The 18,774-nt window shown below is 39.4% G+C and carries 19 protein-coding genes, 1 tRNA gene and 1 pseudogene; 9 read left to right on the forward strand and 12 right to left on the reverse strand.

The genetic code is table 11. The annotated features are described in order from the left end of the window. Positions 1-78: 78 nt before the first annotated feature. Together ACX27_RS16195 and ACX27_RS16200 are read right to left on the reverse strand one after the other, a co-directional pair. Positions 79-270: a TLTLP motif-containing protein gene (locus tag ACX27_RS16195; RefSeq protein ID WP_062294345.1), complete on the reverse strand. Its 192-nt coding sequence runs from the start codon at positions 268-270 to the stop codon at positions 79-81. Positions 271-1,133: 863 nt separating this feature from the next. After that, positions 1,134-2,105, reverse strand: a complete 972-nt coding sequence (locus ACX27_RS16200; RefSeq protein WP_062294347.1) for an Npun_F2552 family protein — start codon at positions 2,103-2,105, stop codon at positions 1,134-1,136. Positions 2,106-2,380: 275 nt separating this feature from the next. Here ACX27_RS16200 and ACX27_RS16205 point away from each other — a divergent pair, with 275 nt between their 5' ends. Further along, on the forward strand, positions 2,381-2,890 hold the full coding sequence (locus tag ACX27_RS16205; protein ID WP_062294348.1) for a GNAT family N-acetyltransferase: 510 nt from the start codon (positions 2,381-2,383) through the stop codon (positions 2,888-2,890). A gap of 44 nt (positions 2,891-2,934) precedes the next feature. On the opposite strand, the gene ACX27_RS16210 is transcribed toward ACX27_RS16205, so the two are convergent. Continuing rightward, the gene (locus tag ACX27_RS16210; RefSeq protein ID WP_062294349.1) at positions 2,935-4,191 is read right to left on the reverse strand and encodes a glycoside hydrolase family 10-like protein; all 1,257 of its coding nucleotides are present in this window, start codon (positions 4,189-4,191) and stop codon (positions 2,935-2,937) included. Between the two features lie 420 nt (positions 4,192-4,611). Between ACX27_RS16210 and ACX27_RS16215 the strand changes: the two genes are divergently transcribed. Then, positions 4,612-5,109, forward strand: a complete 498-nt coding sequence (locus ACX27_RS16215) for a hypothetical protein (protein ID WP_062294352.1) — start codon at positions 4,612-4,614, stop codon at positions 5,107-5,109. Between the two features lie 21 nt (positions 5,110-5,130). Here the strand turns inward: ACX27_RS16215 and ACX27_RS33925 are convergent, their stop codons facing one another. After that, positions 5,131-7,395 (reverse strand): caspase, EACC1-associated type, encoded by a 2,265-nt coding sequence (locus ACX27_RS33925; RefSeq protein WP_235526234.1) that lies wholly within the window; start codon positions 7,393-7,395, stop codon positions 5,131-5,133. A gap of 700 nt (positions 7,396-8,095) precedes the next feature. Between ACX27_RS33925 and ACX27_RS16225 the strand changes: the two genes are divergently transcribed. Beyond that, complete coding sequence (locus tag ACX27_RS16225) at positions 8,096-8,950, forward strand: hypothetical protein (RefSeq protein WP_062298376.1); 855 nt, start codon at positions 8,096-8,098, stop codon at positions 8,948-8,950. A 94-nt stretch (positions 8,951-9,044) separates the two neighbouring features. Here ACX27_RS16225 and recR read toward each other — a convergent pair whose 3' ends face one another. Together recR and ACX27_RS16235 are read right to left on the reverse strand one after the other, a co-directional pair. Further along, positions 9,045-9,665: a recombination mediator RecR gene (gene recR, locus ACX27_RS16230; RefSeq protein WP_062294354.1), complete on the reverse strand. Its 621-nt coding sequence runs from the start codon at positions 9,663-9,665 to the stop codon at positions 9,045-9,047. A 68-nt stretch (positions 9,666-9,733) separates the two neighbouring features. Further along, positions 9,734-10,072 (reverse strand): ArsR/SmtB family transcription factor, encoded by a 339-nt coding sequence (locus ACX27_RS16235; protein WP_062294356.1) that lies wholly within the window; start codon positions 10,070-10,072, stop codon positions 9,734-9,736. An 80-nt stretch (positions 10,073-10,152) separates the two neighbouring features. Here ACX27_RS16235 and trxA point away from each other — a divergent pair, with 80 nt between their 5' ends. From trxA to ACX27_RS16255, 4 genes are all read left to right on the forward strand, one after another. Beyond that, on the forward strand, positions 10,153-10,485 hold the full coding sequence (trxA, locus tag ACX27_RS16240) for a thioredoxin (protein WP_062294357.1): 333 nt from the start codon (positions 10,153-10,155) through the stop codon (positions 10,483-10,485). Positions 10,486-10,608: 123 nt separating this feature from the next. Further along, on the forward strand, positions 10,609-11,400 hold the full coding sequence (locus ACX27_RS16245) for an SDR family NAD(P)-dependent oxidoreductase (protein ID WP_062294360.1): 792 nt from the start codon (positions 10,609-10,611) through the stop codon (positions 11,398-11,400). Positions 11,401-11,629: 229 nt separating this feature from the next. Further along, on the forward strand, positions 11,630-12,295 hold the full coding sequence (locus ACX27_RS16250; RefSeq protein WP_062294362.1) for a nitroreductase family protein: 666 nt from the start codon (positions 11,630-11,632) through the stop codon (positions 12,293-12,295). A 142-nt stretch (positions 12,296-12,437) separates the two neighbouring features. Next, a complete protein-coding gene (locus tag ACX27_RS16255; protein ID WP_062294364.1) occupies positions 12,438-13,136 on the forward strand; it encodes a glutathione binding-like protein in 699 nt (232 codons plus the stop codon). A gap of 178 nt (positions 13,137-13,314) precedes the next feature. Here the strand turns inward: ACX27_RS16255 and ACX27_RS16260 are convergent, their stop codons facing one another. The 3 genes from ACX27_RS16260 to ACX27_RS16270 all read right to left on the reverse strand — a co-directional run bounded on the left by ACX27_RS16260 (position 13,315) and on the right by ACX27_RS16270 (position 15,293). After that, positions 13,315-14,127 carry an inositol monophosphatase family protein gene (locus tag ACX27_RS16260; protein ID WP_062294365.1) on the reverse strand — a complete coding sequence of 271 codons (813 nt, stop codon included), beginning with the start codon at positions 14,125-14,127 and terminating at the stop codon, positions 13,315-13,317. A 91-nt stretch (positions 14,128-14,218) separates the two neighbouring features. Next, positions 14,219-14,782, reverse strand: a complete 564-nt coding sequence (locus ACX27_RS16265) for a thermonuclease family protein (RefSeq protein WP_062294367.1) — start codon at positions 14,780-14,782, stop codon at positions 14,219-14,221. A 142-nt stretch (positions 14,783-14,924) separates the two neighbouring features. Further along, on the reverse strand, positions 14,925-15,293 hold the full coding sequence (locus ACX27_RS16270; protein ID WP_062294369.1) for a 2Fe-2S iron-sulfur cluster-binding protein: 369 nt from the start codon (positions 15,291-15,293) through the stop codon (positions 14,925-14,927). Positions 15,294-15,389: 96 nt separating this feature from the next. Here ACX27_RS16270 and ACX27_RS16275 point away from each other — a divergent pair. After that, a tRNA-Ser gene (locus ACX27_RS16275) sits at positions 15,390-15,476 on the forward strand. 128 nt (positions 15,477-15,604) lie between these two features. On the opposite strand, the gene ACX27_RS16280 is transcribed toward ACX27_RS16275, so the two are convergent. Then, on the reverse strand, positions 15,605-15,985 hold the full coding sequence (locus ACX27_RS16280; RefSeq protein WP_062294371.1) for a hypothetical protein: 381 nt from the start codon (positions 15,983-15,985) through the stop codon (positions 15,605-15,607). A gap of 128 nt (positions 15,986-16,113) precedes the next feature. On the opposite strand from ACX27_RS16280, the gene ACX27_RS16285 reads away from it, so the two are divergent. Beyond that, positions 16,114-16,308, forward strand: a complete 195-nt coding sequence (locus ACX27_RS16285; RefSeq protein ID WP_062294373.1) for a hypothetical protein — start codon at positions 16,114-16,116, stop codon at positions 16,306-16,308. Between the two features lie 11 nt (positions 16,309-16,319). Here ACX27_RS16285 and cobM read toward each other — a convergent pair. Both cobM and lgt read right to left on the reverse strand, forming a co-directional pair. Then, a pseudogene (cobM, locus tag ACX27_RS16290) lies at positions 16,320-17,097 on the reverse strand (precorrin-4 C(11)-methyltransferase). A gap of 358 nt (positions 17,098-17,455) precedes the next feature. Next, complete coding sequence (lgt, locus tag ACX27_RS16295; RefSeq protein ID WP_062294375.1) at positions 17,456-18,337, reverse strand: prolipoprotein diacylglyceryl transferase; 882 nt, start codon at positions 18,335-18,337, stop codon at positions 17,456-17,458. Between the last annotated feature and the right edge of the window lie 437 nt (positions 18,338-18,774).

The raw sequence follows: 18,774 nt of genomic DNA on the forward strand, positions 1-18,774 counted from the left end.
TAGAAAAACTAGCGACGCTTTTTCTGAATTTTATGGCAGATTACTACACAATTGAGTTCTCAAAGCTAGATAGAGAAACTATTCTGAGCGTTTGTGTAGTTGATATGTCAGGGATTGTTGATTATTTGGGGCTACATCATTAGAGGAATAATGGGCGATGACAAATAGAGGTAGGGTTAAGGTTAACAGTGCGATCGCGGTTCCCACAAAGTCTGCCAAACGATGGGAATATGTATCGGTAGTGTTTGCAGACTGACTATTTGAATCCATACAAATTTGAAATTCTTCAACTCACTGAATAATTTTTCTCTCAAAGAGAGTCTTGATGCCATTTTAACGATTTTTTACTGACTACTGTGTAGCAGTCAAAAAAGTCAACCAGTTTGGCTGGTGTCATAACAATAATTTTATCTCCGACAAGATTGATACAAAGTTACAGAAAAACATTTCGGAATTATCTAAGTGACTAATATGTTACGATTCCTTGCAAAAATTTGCCAACTTTTGGTTAAGTAAAGGTTAATAAATTGCATCAAAAAATACATTTTTTATTTTGTACCGATATAAATTGATAAATTATCTTAAAACAATTGTTGAGATTATAACATCTGAAAATACTCTAGATAAGCTGGTTTCACAGGTTTAGATGATTTTACTCATTAGTAATGTCTACCGAAATCTCACTGAATATTTTGATACTTTTTATTATCAAACCCAGCGTCACAAGCAACTGCATCATTAGTAAATAACTAGATAAAAAACGCTCCCAATCAGCATAGATAGATTCACTTATTTAGCAAGAGTAAATTCAGCGATCGCACGAAAAACCGACTTGTTAATTCACTATACTAGTGTTATGTAACATTACTTTGGGTTTGTCAATCTATACATAGGTAGAGTAAAAATACCTTGAGAATAAAGTTTTAGATCCCTGACTTCTGGCAGAAGTCGGGGATCTCTTGATTAACAAATAATTAAATTTTGCTGACAAATTGCTGACATAAAAAACCGCCAATAGATAATGGCGGTTGTCTGGTTAAGCAATCGGAGGGTAATTAAAGCTTAATCTTTGAGCTTAGTGGTTGCTGTAGCTGACTTTGCAGTTACTTATTCTCTAAAATTGCTTATTTAAACTAACCTCTGCTATATGTATTCATCGGTTCTTGGATAAACCGAATGTAAAGATGTTTAAAGGTAGATTTGATCACACGGGGCATAGCAAAATCAATTGGCATTAACTTATCAGGTAAGCGCCAATCAGAGATTTGTAATACATCAGGATGTAACAGCGGAAATTCAATTTTATCTAGTTCGGGACAAACCCCTAACCTTTGGGAAGCAACAACAGTCGGAACTTGCTGGGGTGAAACATTGAGAATTTCTACCATAGCCCTATCTAAAGCAAACACATCGGATGCGGCGGCTAAAATTCCTAAATTCCGAGATTCCCCACCACTAGGGCCATTACCTTCATGACCAATAATGCCGTCTAAAATAGTTAAATCGGGTTTAATTGCTTTAGCCGTTTCTACTAACATTTCTCCAAAACGGTTAGCATCTTTCCCGGCTTCCATGTGCCACCAAGCTTTCATTTTACCGGGAACGCAACCAAATAAATTTTTCACACCCAAGGTTAAAGTTAATTGCATGTGTGATTTAACTTTGGGCAAATTAATAATGACATCCGCTTCCATCGCCTCTTTACACAGTAGCAGGTGGTTGAAATTTTCGCTGACTGTCTGGTAACGCTGACCATGAAATTCAACGATGGGAAGATTGAGTTCTTGGATAAAAGATTGATAACCATTGGCAATGGCGACTCCTTTAGCACTCCCAAAAGCGGGACTATCCCCCAAAAAGGGTTTACCGCCAGCTTCGATAACCATTTTGGCAACTTCGTAAACCAGTTCTGGGCGAGTAGTACATTCTTTCGTCGGGCGTGCGCCTGTGAGAAGATTCGGTTTGAGTAATACCTTTTGTCCTGGTTTGACAAAAGCTGTGATTCCTCCCTGGGGTTTTAGCAAAGTGGTTAACGATTCCCGTAAAGCCCCGCTTTCGTAAGATGTAGCCCTGATTAAGCTAACCGATGGTTTGTATGTCTGCATAGGTAAATAATTGCGTTAAGGATGGAATAGGTATGAATCTTGAATAACACATTACATGATATTAAATTTTCTCCGCGGGAAGCTTAAAATCAGTATTTATCGCTCCCAATATGATGAAAATGTGGAAGCAAGTGACACCCCAAATCAATTCTTGTGGGGCAGAATGTAAAAATACTACACCTGTCAGACCCTTGAAAGGTGATTAAGATGTGTAAAAATTGTGATTAAAATAATCTAGCTTCCTCATCACCCAATTTTTGTAAATTGGTTTTACAATGCTCAACATTCGCTATGAAACTGTTTTAGACTACCCAGCAATAGCTGATGTAAATAGATTAGCCTTTGGACAAGACAATGAGGCTAACCTAATAGATAAAATTCGTCTTTCAGACCACTATATTCCCGAACTTTCATTAGTCGCTGAGATAGATAATGTCATAGTTGGTCATATTTTATTTAGCTATATTGACCTAGTAAATACAGAAAAACTCCAGGTAATTGGTTTAGCACCTTTGGCAGTTCATCCCCAGTTTCAAAGACAAGGTATTGGCAGCGCCTTAGTAGAAGCAGGATTAAAAATTGTCAATGACAGAGGAGAAGTTTTAGTAATTGTATTAGGTCATCCCCACTTCTATAATCGCTTTGGTTTTCAGCCTTCTGTTATTTATCAAATCGAGTCTCCTTTTCCCGTACCAGATGATGTTTTTATGGTGAAACCACTACAAAACTATCAGCAAAAGTATACGGGAAAGGTTGTTTATCCAGCTACTTTTGCTGAAGTTTAATATCAAGGCTTATGATTAAGGGTGTAAGGGTGTGAAAATAATGATTATTGACCTTTGACAGCCTTATTCCAACCTGCCAATAAATTTGGATAATTTGCGGGTGTGGGGAACATTTTTTGTAAGCCGGCTTGACGCACTGCGGCTGATTCTTTGCTTAAGTTCCACAAAGTTTCATAGAAAAAGAAGGAGACACCAGCAAAGTTGCGATCGCGCACTTTCTGTACCTGAGTTTGAATTTGGGTAATGGGTATGTTTTTGTTCTTTAATCCAGTTATAATTCCTATACTTACAGGAATATGACTGCGTGCGGCTTTCACTTCTGGATACTCTAATTCTTTGATAAATACATTCAAGTCATCTCGATATATCTGCAAAACCAATTCTTCCACCAATCCCAAACGTTCCCATTTTTGCCAGTCGGCTAAAAAATATTCGTAAGAAAAACGTTGAGGATTAGGTGCAACAGACACTAAACAATTCTTTTTCGTGGTTTTAATCGCTGTAAATACCCGCTTCATAAAGTCGGTGATTTTATTTGCTCGCCAACGCACCCATTCTGGATCTTTGGAATTTTTCGAGGGTGCTTTGCCACCATGTTCTTTTTTATAAAGTGCAACTGTATAAGCATCGTAGCCTAACTCCGAAGGCAAGCCAAAATGGTCATCAAATTGAATCCCATCAATGTCATAGTTGCGAACAATTTCTACGATTAAATCTTGAATAAATTTCTGAACATCGGGGTGGAAGGGATTTAGCCAAACTCTATCGTGTATACCTTCTTTGACAATTTTTGTACCGTTGCTGCGATTTGTCAGCCACTGGGGACGGTTTTTGGCTAATAAAGAATCAGCAGGAGCCATAAAACCAAATTCAAACCAAGGAATCACCGTCAACCCTTGTTTATGTCCTGTATCAACAATTTCTTTGAGCATATCGCGGCCTTGCAATCCTGGGGTGGGATCAAGCGATCGCCCAATAACTTTAGCGGCTACTTTGCTGGGATATAATGTATACCCCCAATTCCACACCGCCGGATAAACAGTATTAAAGTTTAATTCATCCAGCCTTTGCAAAGCATTGTTCAGACGATTGCGTTCAAACAACACATTACTATCAATATTAGTTAACCATACTCCCCTTAATTCTGAAGTTGCTGGCAAATTCTGCGCCGCAATGGGAAACGAAAGTAGGAATGTAGCGATCGTACTGAGAACAACCATAACGCCAAAGAAAGCCTGTTTGCGACTTTGACCCCAATTCCAAACAACTACCTCAACACACCGCTTGAGAAATCTTTTCATACTTGGTTACAAACAACAGAAAACATGGACAATTGACTGGTATACCTCAATAGAAGTTGCTTGCTCACCTGCTAAAGCAAAGTACAAAATACTTAATGTGTATGGGAAGAGGAAACAAGGTAAGTTTCTCTATCTTCCCTGTCTCCATTGCCCCATTTAATAATAAGTCTTTCACCAAACACAATATTAGTTCTGTCTCGCTTTCATGACATTGTAACTATAGTTACATAAAACCACATCTATCATCTGTATACAAATCTTAATTTTTTTCCCTAATCTTGGACTTTTAGGATTATGCTATTTATTATCAGCAAAAATATCCGCCTACTTTCAACCTAAAAATTGTAATATAAACAACCTTAGATTAAGTAAAATTACTATAAAAACTAGCTATTTTGAATATCAAGTGCAGTGTATGTAATGAATACTACTAGTAATTCACCAGAAAGCTTAGAAAATAATGCAGCCGCCGCAGAGAGGTTAGCAAGGGCGATTAAGGTTGCTGCTGGAGAATTTTCTTTGATCCTCGTTTGTTGTGACTCTATCTCTAAACGACAGCAGATATTGAAATTTTTAAAAGAATTGTCATCGGTAGCCATCCAAGAACTCATCTTGTCACCTACAGATGAAACACTTTATACGACAATTACTAATAATATTGGTCTTTCTCATCCTCAAGCTTTGATCGTGCATGGTTTAGAATCAGTCGTAGCCATTCCACAACTGCTAATTAGCACTAATCTCATGCGCGATGAGTTTCGCAAAAATCTGCATTTCCCCGTAGTACTGTGGGTTAATGATGAAGTTCTCAGTCAGCTAGTTTGGTTAGCACCAGATTTAAAAAACTGGGCGGCTACTACTATTAGGTTTGATGTTAATAACCCTGAATCAGTTGAAAATCAAGTTCTACGGGCGTAACAAAGTTGAGTATTACATGAGTTATTCCGCAAAAATTTGTTCTCGCAAAAACTCACTTTTTTCTTGAGATAAACGATAAATTCCCGGTTCTGCTTTGCCAATTAAATGACCTTGTACATAGCTAATATCTAACTTTCTCAATTGACATAATTTTACTGGTGAAGTTTTATCTAATCCCTCAACAATGATACTGGCTGGATTTAGCGGATTTGTGGATGAAACTATTTGTTGGACAAAATTGATAATTACATTCACTGGTTCACGATGCAGAATTTCTCGATCAATTTTGACATAAGGCGGGTTCAGTCCAGCTAATCGAGAAACTGAAGCATAACCTACACCAAAATCATCAATTCCAAATTTAATTTTTAACTCTTGGACATATTTAGATAATCTCAATTTAAATGTATCTAATGGCGATAGCAGTTTGACTCCATCCTGATACATAGGTAAATCAGCTTTTTCGGAAATTTCCAAAATTAGTTTTCTCGCTGGAATTTGATTGCTTTTTCCTTCTTTAACAATTTCACGCACAGCGTCAAAATAAGCCGTTCGCATCAAAGATTCTGGATATACATTCACAGATAAAGGAAGTATTTCATAGGCTCGATTTTGTTTTGCTTTTATCAATGCTTTTCTGTAACTATCAGCCGCTAAATTGAGGAGAAATTTATCTAACTCTATAGTAAATTTACGTCCCCATAACTCAGCAGCATAGAATAAATCTACAGGCGCAGTTAAACTATCTGGGTCACGAGCTAAAGCTTCCCAGCCACTAATTGAAAATGTATCTAAATCAAAAATTGGCTCAAAATAGATAATAATTTTAGCAAGACGCTCACAGAAAAGACTAAATCTTTTCTCATAAAAAGAAATTGGGACAAAACCATATACTTTTTTTAAGTTATCCAGAATTGACGCTTCTACTCTGGCGGATTGGAGATAGAATTTCTGACTAGATAAATAGAAACTAGAGATAATCGTACAGTAAGCATCACTGAGTAAGTAAGAATCTCGCAGTAAACCACAGATTAAAATAAATTCATTATCTAATGTATCTAAAGGTATCAATATAAAGGCTTTAGATACTGATGCTTGTTCATCATAATGGATTCTATAAATTCCCTGATGGTCTGGAGTAAATATAGAGTTGATAGGAAGATTAGCCAGAATTTTATTTTTAATAATCTCAGCATAATCATCATCATCAATAACTTCACTAAAATTGCTTTGGGCTTTAATATCCCAAACATTTTGATGGTTAGCACGACTCATGACAAACACTAGGTCGGCATCAGAAGTTAATCTGATAATTTCTAGAATAAAATTTTGAATTACAGGGGTTTCTTCTTTGTACTTAGATAAAAGTCTCTCCGAAAATTCATCTAATTTAGTAATTAACCTACTAATAAATGACTCAAACGGCTGTAATAGACTGGGAATAGGATTATAGTACCTATCATTATTAATTTTACTAGAATATTCTAATTTAATCTCTCCAATTTTAATTTTACTATGAGTTGTTTCCAAAACATGGGGAGGATGACATTTGGCTTTTGCTAAAATAATTTCAAAACCCTTATCTCGCATAACAATAATTTTAGGGTTGAGATTCGGTAAGAATTCTTGTATCTTACAACTAGCATATTCATGGAGTTCTAAGATTGATATTTGTCCATCTCTATTTAGATCCCCAGCTCCTGTTTCGATACCTTCTATTAAATAACGAGTATAAACAGATAGTTCTGACCCTTCTTGTTCAAAAGAATATTCAGTAGAACTAGAAGATGCAAGAACCACACGCCCTTCTGAACCTAGTTGTCCTTGTAAATCAATAGAATTATCATTCTTTGCATATAAAATTGGGTCGAATGCTCCACTAAAACAGCAATCTAAGATAATTACCTGACGTTTGGCACGACTGCGTTTCATGACTTCATGGATAAAATGAGCTGGAACTGCTGTAGACCTAACTAATTCTCCTTTTGAGTTTTTCTTGGTTGCGCGGGTTGCAAAATATAAGTTACCCGCATCATCTTTAATACCATGACCGGAAAAATACAAAAGGATTAAATCTTCTTTTGTTCGCTCTGAGAAAAGTGCTTCAATTTCATATTGCATTATCTGAGGATCAGGATTTTTTAAGCTTTTTAGCTCTTGAAAATCTCCCATCTCAGGATCTTGTAAAACTCGACGTAATGCTTCAATATCTTTCCCTGCTGCTGGAAGAGGATTTAATCCAGGTTCGTATTCATCAACACCGATTAGTAATCCTATTTTTGCCATATTAATGCCACTATGACGAGTGTTAGCAAGAAGAATGAAAATGCTTACTCAATTGTTGTCCGCAGTCATTTTCTTTGTCTGTTACAAGTTCTGAATTAGCTTGAATAGCTATTGATATTTATCTCCCATAAAATAATAAAATTAGATGCTTCTATGTCAGGTTAATCTAAGTAATTACCCTTGGATAACGGGGGGTAAAACGACAATATTACTTACTAAAAATTGGTATCAAAGGATTCCGTAATAAATGTTTATATTGACCGATATAAACGTTAAAAAAAGAAAATTTTATTAATTTTCCAAAAATACTGAGATTAAAAAATACGTTTTAGGCTTCTCTATACTAGATTTCAGTCAAATACCAATAATCTTAGGTTACGTATAAAATCTTGCTATTTCAGCACAGTAAAGTTTTTTTTGCGTTTTTTTCGTGAAACAAAAAAACATCCTGCTAATCAGTAACGCCTTAATTGACATAAGTAATCGAAGTGTTTCTGATTTTGTGAAATTTGAGTAAAGATTAAGGAACAAAGTATCACTATACCTGCGTCTCTGCTTATGTCTGCTTTTGATGACAAGCTTTTTAACAATTCCAAATTTATATAATTTGGAACTGAGTATTTTATTGTCATTAATTACTAAAATATTGGTTTTTAATGCTTTAAATATTCACAAAAAAGGCATTTTATTTAGGGAAAATATGCGAAAAAATCAACATATTGCCAATCAAGCGAGAATTTTGACAGCCTTAGTTTTGACTAGTATTTTGTCTGTTGGGAGTGGGCTAACGCTGATTAAAAGTGCCACAGCGAATCCAGCTAGTTTTTCGGCAACAACTACAAATGAAGTTTACGCAAATAAAAATCAATCTAATGGCTTACCTACTTTAGTGACTAACGCAGTGTTTAAAGATGTAGTGAGTAGAAATGGTATATCTACTAGAGAACTGCAAGTTATTAACTATAGTCGTAAGACTTGGCGTAATGGTTGTTTGGATTTACCACAACCGAATGAATTCTGCACTCAAGCATTAGTTCCTGGTTGGTTGGTTGTGGTATCAAATGGTGAGCAGAAATGGACTTATCACACTAATAATAATGGGCGTTCTTTGCGTTTAGCTTCAGGGGAGAACCAAACTAACACAGCCAAATCAATTCCCATTCCCGCCAATGAATTACCTCCACCTTTAGATCAAGGTGTAGTCTTCCGCCAAATTTCTAGTGGTGGTTTTGCTGGGAGAACCTACCAAACAGTATTACTCAATGATGGTCGCTTGATTCGGGTGCGTATTGGTGATGCGAATGATTCTGAACGCAGCGTCAAACAAACTTCGCGCCGACAACTGCGACAATTTCAAAATTTACTCAAACGTACCCGCAAGGAATTTGACAACCGCAGTTATCCCGCGCCCAGGGGTGCAGCCGATTTTATTACCTACACTCTTACCAGCAGACAGGGTACTGTGCAGTATAACGATATTTCTCAAAGCAACTTGCCTCAAGATTTACAGCAAGTAATTACAGCTTGGAATCAACTTTTGGCTAATAGTCAATAGTCCTGGACTGTGTAGGCAGGGTGCAGGGGGAAAAAAATACCTTCTCTCGAAAATTGGATAATTTGTTTTCTTTATTTTCTACAAGTTCCAAACCTCAATCTAACTCCCGCCGTCCTTCTAAGGCTCTGGCTAAGGTTACTTCGTCGGCGTATTCTAAATCTCCGCCTACAGGTAAGCCAAAGGCAATGCGTGTCACTTTTGTAAAAGGTTTTAGTAGTTGACCTATATATAGTGTGGTGGTTTCCCCTTCTACGCTGGGACTAATTGCTAAAATCACTTCTTGGGGTTTTTGCTGACTCACCCGCCGCACTAAGGGTTGGAGATTCAACTGTTCTGGGCCAATTCCATCCATCGGCGAAATTACTCCGCCCAAAACATGATATTTACCTTTGTATTCGCGGGTTTTTTCCAGGGCAATCACATCGCGGGAATCAGCGACAACGCAGATAGTTTGATTGTCCCGGTTAGGGTTGCGGCAGATTTCACAAACTGGTTCCGCAGATAAGTGAAAGCAGACTGAACATAAGCCTACTTGCTTTTTGGCATCAACCAAGGCTTGCGCCAGAGCTTCTACTTCTGCTTCTGGGCGCTTTAAAATGTGCAGAGCCAGTCGCTGGGCTGATTTGGGGCCAACTCCTGGTAGGCGTTGCAACTGCTCAATTAACCGTGCTAAGGGACGTGCGTAAACCGTGGTCTTATCTCCAGAATTGCTCAACCTTAACTATGATGACATAGGGTGAAAGGGAGTAGGGACTTGAATGACCAAGGACAAACGACAAATGACTATTGACTCTTGGCCATTGATTTTTGAAACAACAATGGTTGAGCCGATCGCAATACTGCTTCTAATAAACCAGGAAATAATAATTCTAAATCTTCGCGCCGCAATTGATTAATGTGCTGGGTTCCTTCTTTATGAGTCAAAACGACTCCTGACTCTCTCAGAATCTTGAAGTGGTTGGACATAGTAGACTTAGCGATCGCAAAATCAAAATCCGCACAGCATTGCTCCCCTTTACTCGCTAACAGCCTCACAATCTCTAGCCGCACTGGGTCACCCAAGGCATACAACACCGCCGGTAACGATATATCTTTTCTGTCTGGATGATATAAAAATCTCATACTTGTATTATCTCTTAAACTAGCGTATATTTTAATTATTCGATAAAATCGAATAAACGAATTAAAACAGGAAGGCAACTATGTCATCCGTTACAAATGTTACAGAAGCCACGTTCAAGCCAGAAGTTTTAGAAAGTGAAGTTCCAGTTTTAGTAGATTTTTGGGCTCCTTGGTGTGGCCCTTGTCGGATGGTTGCGCCAGTAGTCGATGAAGTTGCCAGCGAATACGAAGGACAGGTAAAAGTAGTAAAGGTGAACACCGATCAAAATCCTACTGTTGCCAGTCATTATGGAATTCGCACCATACCCACACTCATGATTTTTAAGGATGGGCGGCAAGTAGATACGGTGGTTGGGGCAGTGCCGAAATCTACATTAACTAAGACTTTAGCACAGCATATTCCACAGGAATAAAAGGCAGGAGTGTGGTGATGTAGGGGTGTAAGAGTGTGAGTGTAGGGGTTGGGTGTAGGGTAGAATTCTGACTTAGTACTCCACCCTCAGCACTTAACACTTTGCCTATAGAGGGGAAAAAATATGGATTTGAAATTAGATAATAAGTCGGCGTTGGTTAGTGGTTCGACCACAGGTATTGGTTTTGCGATCGCTCAAACTTTAGCACAAGAAGGTGCAGCAGTAATTGTCAATGGTCGCAGTGAACAACGAGTCACTCAGGCGATTGACAAGATTAAGCAAACCACTCCTAATGCAAAAGTTACGGGTATTGTTGCCGATTTAGCGACAAAAGCTGGAGTTGAGGAAGTTTTTGCCCAAGTTCCGCAAGTTGATATCCTGATTAATAATCTGGGAATTTACGAACCGAAAGGATTTTTTGAGATTACTGATGAAGATTGGCTGCATATATTGGAAGTGAATGTACTTAGCGGAGTGCGTTTAAGTCGCAAATATCTGCAAAAGATGTTGGCACAAAACTGGGGACGAATAATTTTTATCTCCAGCGAGTCTGGTTTTCAAATACCTGTAGAAATGATTCACTATGGTGTGACGAAAACGGCTCAAGTTTCTCTTGCTAGGGGTTTAGCAGAAATGACTGTTGGTTCAGCCGTGACAGTAAATTCTGTGCTACCAGGGCCTACACGTTCAGAAGGCGTTGAGGAATTTATCAGCCAAATGGGAAAAGAAAAGGGACTCAGCGCCAGCGAAGTTGAGGCGGAATTTTTTCAAAAAGTACGTCCTAGTTCTCTTATCCAACGCTTTGCAACTAACGAAGAAGTCGCCACACTTGTAGCTTACCTTTCCAGTCCACTTGCGTCGGCTACAAATGGTGCGGCTGTGCGGGTTGATGGTGGCGTAATTCGGTCAATTTAGTGCTGAGTAATATAGCAGGGGACAGGTAATAGGTGACAAGTCTGTTGTTATCTCAGTTTGATTATTCACCAATGTACTAAGTATTTAGACTGACATCAATTTACTGCTGCTTTCTTCTGTCGATAGATATTTACGCCCAATAGGCAAATATTTACCAATAGTTAAATCTGCCAGTCAACAGGTAGCCAAATATATAATGCCTGTAACCTATCTTTCAGGGGAAAATCTCATGAATCCGACCACTCAAACAAAAGCTCTTGATGTACCTACCGCTATTCTTCAGCGTCGTTCTATCAAAACTTTTAAAACAGACCCCATTGCACCAGAACTATTAAAGCAACTGGTAGAGTTAACAGTAGCCGCACCTAGCAGCTTTAACATTCAAGACTGGCGAATTATTTTGGTGCAAGATGAAACGCAAAAGCAAGCTTTAGCTGCTGCATCTTGGAATCAAAAGCAAGTTATTGAAGCACCTGTAACTTTTGTGTTTGCGGCTGATTCTAGTGCTGGCGAACAAGATTTGACTCCGATATTAGAACAAGGATTACAAACAGGTGCTTGGAATGAAGGCACAGTCAACTATTTTAGAAATTCTATTCCGCAATTCCAAGCTGGTTTAGGAGAAAAGCGCCGGGAATATGCCATCAAAGATGCGATTATTGCTTCTACCCATTTAGTATTAGCGGCTGAAAGCTTGGGGTTATCAACTTGCTTTATGAATGGCTGGATTGAAGACAAAGTGAAAGAAGTAATTGGTGCAGCAGATGATCCAAATTTAGCGATCGCTGTTATCGTTCCTGTAGGTTATGCCGCAGAACCTCGGTTAAATCCAGGCCGCTTACCATTTTCTTACAACGTGTTTGTAGATAGAGTCGGTAATCCATATCAAGGGTAAAAATTAAGGGTGCAAGGGTGTGTGGGAAAGAATCAAGACTCAATAATCATGTAGACAAATCAATACACCCCTAAACCCCTACACCCCTACACCCAAACCTAAAAAGGGTTTCTACTCAGCACTTAAATGGGGAATCAAATTTATGATTGAGCTTTACTATTGGACAACGCCCAACGGTCATAAAATCACGATATTTCTAGAAGAAGCGGAAATCCCTTATAAAATTGTGCCTATTAATATTGGTGCTGGGGAGCAGTTTCAACCAGATTTTCTCAAGATTTCTCCTAACAATCGTATCCCGGCGATCGTTGACCATGAACCAGCCGATGGTGGTGCGCCAGTTTCAGTTTTTGAATCTGGGGCAATTTTGCTGTATTTAGCAGAAAAAACCGGGAAATTAATTCCTGCTGATCTCAGAAAGCGGGTAGAAGTGCTGCAATGGTTGTTCTGGCAAATGGCAGGTTTGGGGCCAATGGCTGGACAAAATCACCACTTTAGCAGCTATGCTCCTGAAAAAATTGAATATGCAATTAACCGCTATGTCAACGAAACGGGACGCTTATATGCTGTGCTGAATAAGCAACTAGCAGATAAAGAATTCATTGCTGGCGATTATTCTATTGCAGATATCGCTGCTTATCCTTGGATTGTGCCTTATGAACGGCAAAGTCAAAAACTAGAAGATTTTCCCAATATCCAACGCTGGTTTGAAACTATTAAAGCTCGTCCCGCCACAATTCGCGCCTACGAAAAAGCCGAAGCTTTCAAAAATCAAGCTTTAGATGTGGAAAAATCCCGTAATTTATTGTTTAACCAATCAGCAAAGACAGTGACACATTAAATTATTGAGTGGTGTATGGGTTTAGGGGTGTCGGGTGTAAGGGAAAATCCGCACTCTTAACCCTTTACTGGCCTTAGCTGATATTGGGGATAATTTTCCCTACACATGGAATATTCCAATTCTGCTTGGCATTAAAAAGCCCCTCTCGCAGTCAAATATATTGATATATTTTCGCTAACTATTTCCAAGAAGATAGGAGTGGAACTTGTGTTAATTCATGGCTGAGAATTTCATGAATGTAACCGTTAGTGGCGAGAATGCGTCCTGAGTTAATTTGTAAAGGACTACCATCATAAGCTGTGACTTTACCGCCTGCTTCTTGTAATAAAATGATGCCAGCGACTATATCCCAAGGTGACAGTCCGCGTTCCCAATAGCCATCGACACGACCACAGGCGACATAAGCCAAATCAATGGATGCTGAACCGCTACGTCTAACTCCTTGGGTAAGATGAGTCAAGTGACAAAATTCGGCATAATTATTATCTGAAGTTTCGCGGCGATCGTAAGCAAAGCCAGTTACTAATAAGCTTTTACGTAATTCATTGGTTTGAGAAACTTTGATGGGGCGACGGTTACGAGTTGCACCTAAACCAGCTGCCGCCTGAAATAATTCATTATGTAGTGGGTCATAAATTACGCCTACCTGCGGCTTACCATTAATTAATAACCCAATAGAAACGGCAAAAAATGGATATTGGTGGGCATAGTTTGTCGTGCCATCTAAGGGATCGATCGCCCATAAAAATTCATTATCTTGATTGCCTATCTTACCTGATTCTTCTGCCAAAATAGAATGCTGCGGCAAATGACGGTGGAGAACTTCTAACACCACTGCTTCTGAGGCTTTATCCGCCGCAGTTACCAAATCACCGGGGCGACCTTTTTCAGTTACAGCATCTTCTAATTTCCCTAAATAACCTTGTAAAACTGCACCTGCTGCTAAAGCCGCCTCAGTAGCAATATCGAGAAAAATTTGTAGTTGAGTCATGGGTGAGTTAATTGTCAATAGTCAAGAGTCAATAGTCCCACACTCAGCACTCACGACTCAACAATTTTCTTTTCCCAAAATATCTGTTATTTCATCTGTTCAAAAAGCGAAACTCAGCCGGAGTTTGGCGCATAGGATTTTTTGGGTTCCAAATTCCTTTTCCCATAATTCTTGCCCATTGTTGGGCGCGTTCTAGACGTTGGTCGTATTTGTGATTAGGCGATCGCCCCACAAATAGCCCATATCCTTGTTTGACTATTTGTTCATTTAATAACTGGTTGTCTTTCCAGACATAAGCCAATGTCCGCCCCAGTTTATCTTTATTTTCAATATCAAACTCTAGCTTGATGGATTGTTCTACACCACCGATTAACTTTTCTAAGCTTTGTCTCGCTTCATCACCCCAAGGATTTTGTCGCAAATCTGGTGCATCAAGGCCAATTAAGCGCACTGGCGAAGCAAAATTAGGTTGTTCACCCATACCCAGCACTTCTAAACTCTGCCCACTCACTACACGCGCGACTTTCACCAATATTTGATTGTCTGCGGTCTGATTTTTGGCTTGACAACTTACCAATAGTAATAAGCAAGCTAATATCGCTATTTTTCGCCTCCAAAATCCAAAACGCTCTGAAATCATAGTAGAGATTCGCATTTTGACTCCTTTGCACCCTTTGGTAAGCCGAGGGAGTTGGGGAGATAGGGGAGAGACTAGGGAGAGAGGGTAGAAAAATTGCTACCTTGTCCCCCTTGTCCACCTTGTCTTTCCTTATCCCCTTGTCCACCTTGTCCCAATATTAATCTTCGTCCAACGGTAAACCCGCTTTCACTCTACCTTTAGCAAAGTAACGCCCAAATTGGAGTTCATAGACTTCATCCTCGTCTTGTGTTTCAACCTCCAAGTCGGAACGGGCGTAACTCACACACAGCAAGGCGTAACCTTGTCGGCGTAACTCTAACGACAAGCCAACCGCTTCTGGTTGGTGAATTTCTCCCGACAAAACCCTGACAGCGCAAGCTGTACAAGCCCCATTACGGCAAGAAAAAGGCAATTCCACGCCTTGTTGTTCGACAGAGTGTAGGATGTAGCGGTCATCTGGGACTTGAAGAGTGTATTCTTTACCAGTGGCGCGATCGCGGATTTTAATTTTGTATGTACGGGACATCTTGATTTTGAATTTGGCTTTTCTCTACTCTAAAATGTCTTGCTAGATATTTGCATTTTCTATAAGTTTATATTACAATGAAAAATTGTGACACCTGGAGAGGTGGCCGAGTGGTTGAAGGCGCAGCACTGGAAATGCTGTTTGGGGGCAACTTCAACGAGGGTTCGAATCCCTCCCTCTCCGTTTTGTAGGAGTTTCAGGTTTTATAGCTTATCACCTGAAAGACTTACTTTGAACCACCTTGTATGGCTTACTGGCTCAGAAAAGCACTCCATTTTCAGGAGTGCCTGAGAAAGAATTAAGCTGCTTGTTTATTGCAGCCCTAGCAAGTCAATCACCTCTGACAGATGATTCCTGATTTTCCACAGGTTGAGTAATTTTTCCTGGTCATATCTCTGTGGGTACTCCATCTTTCTACCCTCCATTGTGATTTTGATGAGTGCTTTCTGTTCAACTGTCAACTCACTCATCTCATCTAAAGCAATGCCGATATTCTCGAAACTAGCAAAACTCGGACGCTTTAACCCTCGCCCTTCTTTTAGTTGGTTTAACGCTAAAGCTGGGAATGCTAACAGGGCAGTTAAGTAAGGGTCTTTATAACCTGGATTCCCAGTTGGTTTTAACCCGTACCTTTGACACAAAACCTTTAATTGTGGAACCGTCAACAGTCCTAATTCTGACCTTGTGAACATAAAATAGATATTGCCATTTCGTTGAATTGGTATCGGTGATGTACCAGTTTTCCAGACATGAACATCACCGATAAATCATTTTTTCACTCGCTTCCACGTCAATCAAGCCTTGTTTATATTTCTCCACAATGCCCAACCCTAAAGGTAATCCAGATAATTTAAAGAAATTTACTACAGACAGAGAAGAACCATTGACAGAAAAAATGAATATACGTATGACAAAAGCAATGAAGGAAGCGGTACAGCAACAAGATGACCCTCCTGAGTTCTGCCGTGAAGCGATACAAGAGAAACTAGACAAACAAAAAAAATCAGATACCTAAAACAGTTTTTATCACGCACGAAATAAATGATGATATTCAGGATTGTACAAGTGCGATCGCCCGTCTGTTGCTTTCAGTGCCGGACTAATTACATAGAGTGTGGTACGAATCAGATTTTCTGTTTTGGTGCATTCCGCCATTTGGTTAAGGGGAACCACGCGAATTTTTTCATCAGGCCAACCTAGCCGAAAGCAAATAGCCACAGGTGTATCGCTGGGGTAATGTTCGAGTAATTTGGCTTGGGCATTTTCGACGTGACGCGCACTTAAATATAGGCATAAACTAGCTTGATGGGCAGCGAGGCTGGCTAACTCTTCTGTGGTGGGGACTTCGGTACGTCCACTGATGCGTGTCAGGATGATAGTTTGAACTAAACCGGGGACTGTTAACTCTACCTTGAGTTTAGCGGCGGCGGCTTGAAAGGCGCTAATTCCTGGGACGACTTCAAAGGGGATATCCGCCTCAGCCAGCATTTGCATTTGTTCGTGAATAGCACTGTAAAGACTGGGGTCGCCAGAGTGGAGGCGGACAAGAGATTTTTGCTGCGATCGCACCAGTTCCACCATCAGCGATACAATTTCTTCTAAAGTCTTATCCGCAGTCGGAATAATTTCCGCATCTGGGCGGCACAAATTTAATATTTGTTCCGGGACTAAAGCATCAGCAAATAAAATTACATCTGCCCTAGAAAGGAGTTTTTGCGCTTTAACCGTTAATAAATCAGGGTCTCCCGGCCCTCGCCCCCACAATATAAACTGCTGGTTTTATTAAATTTAGTTGAGTTTCCATACAAAAAACTTAAATTATTTTTCCGTATTTACCCGTAATAAAAATCTTTTTTCAAAAATTTCTTGGCATTTTCTCAGTATCCTTCCGGATTAACCCTCTGACTATAGAAGAATGGAATGGTAGATGCACCCTGGTTAAGCCCTAGAGTCAAATCTGGGGCATTTTTTATTTTTGGTCATTAAGTTATTTGAAAATACTGAGTTCCTACTCAGCACTTTGCTATAAACACGGGATGAATTTTCTCACGCAGAGTCGCAGAGAGGATAAAGAGTTTTAAATTGAAATTCATCCCCTCATCCCCCTTGTCTCCCCTGTCTACCTTGTCTCCCCTATCTCTCTTTTCCCCTTCAGCCTTCTCCTAATCACTCGAAGCAACTACATCCGGTAACGGGCGCTTCCGAAAATATAGCCAAGCTAAACCTGCTAAACCTGCGATAATGCCTGTTAAACTCACTATTTGGGCAATTCTCAGCGGCCCTAGCATTAAACTATCTGTGCGTAAGCCTTCAATCCAAAAGCGACCAGTACTGTAGGCTGTTAAGTAAACCATAATTAAAGTGCCTACTTTTAGCTTTAGCTTGCCAGAGACACTGCGGAAAAATAAATTTAACAGCAAGGCAAAAACCATTAAATCCCACAGTGATTCATACAAAAAAGTGGGATGGAAGTATTCAAAACTTTGATATTCTAAAGGACGACCAAGGCAGAGGTTTTTTGCTGGATCAAATCTGCATGGAATGTAAAGTTTCCAAGGTAGATTAGTAGGACGGCCAAAAGCTTCAGAATTAAAGAAATTACCCCATCTTCCAATTGCTTGTCCTAAAACTAGGGAAGGTGCAACCAAGTCTGCTAGTTGCCAAAAAGAAACCCGCTTGAGTTTGGCAAAAATTAAAGCTGCTATCGTCCCACCGATAATTGCACCGTGAATAGCAATACCACCTTCCCAAATAGCGATGATTTTTTCGGGATGCTTGGCATATTCCGCCCATTCAAACAAAACATAATATAGTCGTGCGGCGGGAATTGCCCCTAGTACCAGCCAAATTGATAAATCACTCAGCAACTCTGGATTCAAATTACGGCGCTTTGCCAAGTACTGAGAAAGGCTGACACCAATTAACACCGCCGTAGCAATTAACAAGCCATACCAACGGATAGTTAATGGCCCAATTTTCACCAAAATCGGGCCTGGAGAAGTAAATTGAAATGCCAACGGCAAAGAAGATATATCCAGTACCATGCAAAACTACCTAGAGAATTACAGTGTTTAGCTTGAGCAGCTGACAACCCTATCACTGGGAGGGTATTTCTGTCTATCAACCATTAGAGCAGGTTTTGTTTGTAGAGGCTCATATTCATCAAATATTCTGCTTCATTCAGTTCCGTAGCGATTGTCTTAAAAGTCTAGTGATCGTTAGCCAGAAAAACAATTAATCTTAACGAATGATGAAGTCAAACAAGTCGCAGAAGCTTTACCCAAGATTACAGAAGCTGGTTTTCAAAAAAGATTTCATCAAGCGGTTTGCTTGAATCCTGATATTATATATAAATCTATTGTCTGGCTAGAAAATGAATTATTATAAGACGTAATAGCTATCAAGCAGGGAATTACAGACTATGATCAAGATGCTGCTGAGAAAGGAAATGCTATTTTGTTATATCTAAGTTAAATCAATT

This window comes from Nostoc piscinale CENA21, from assembly GCF_001298445.1.
In the GTDB taxonomy this organism is placed as follows: domain Bacteria; phylum Cyanobacteriota; class Cyanobacteriia; order Cyanobacteriales; family Nostocaceae; genus Nostoc_B; species Nostoc_B piscinale_A.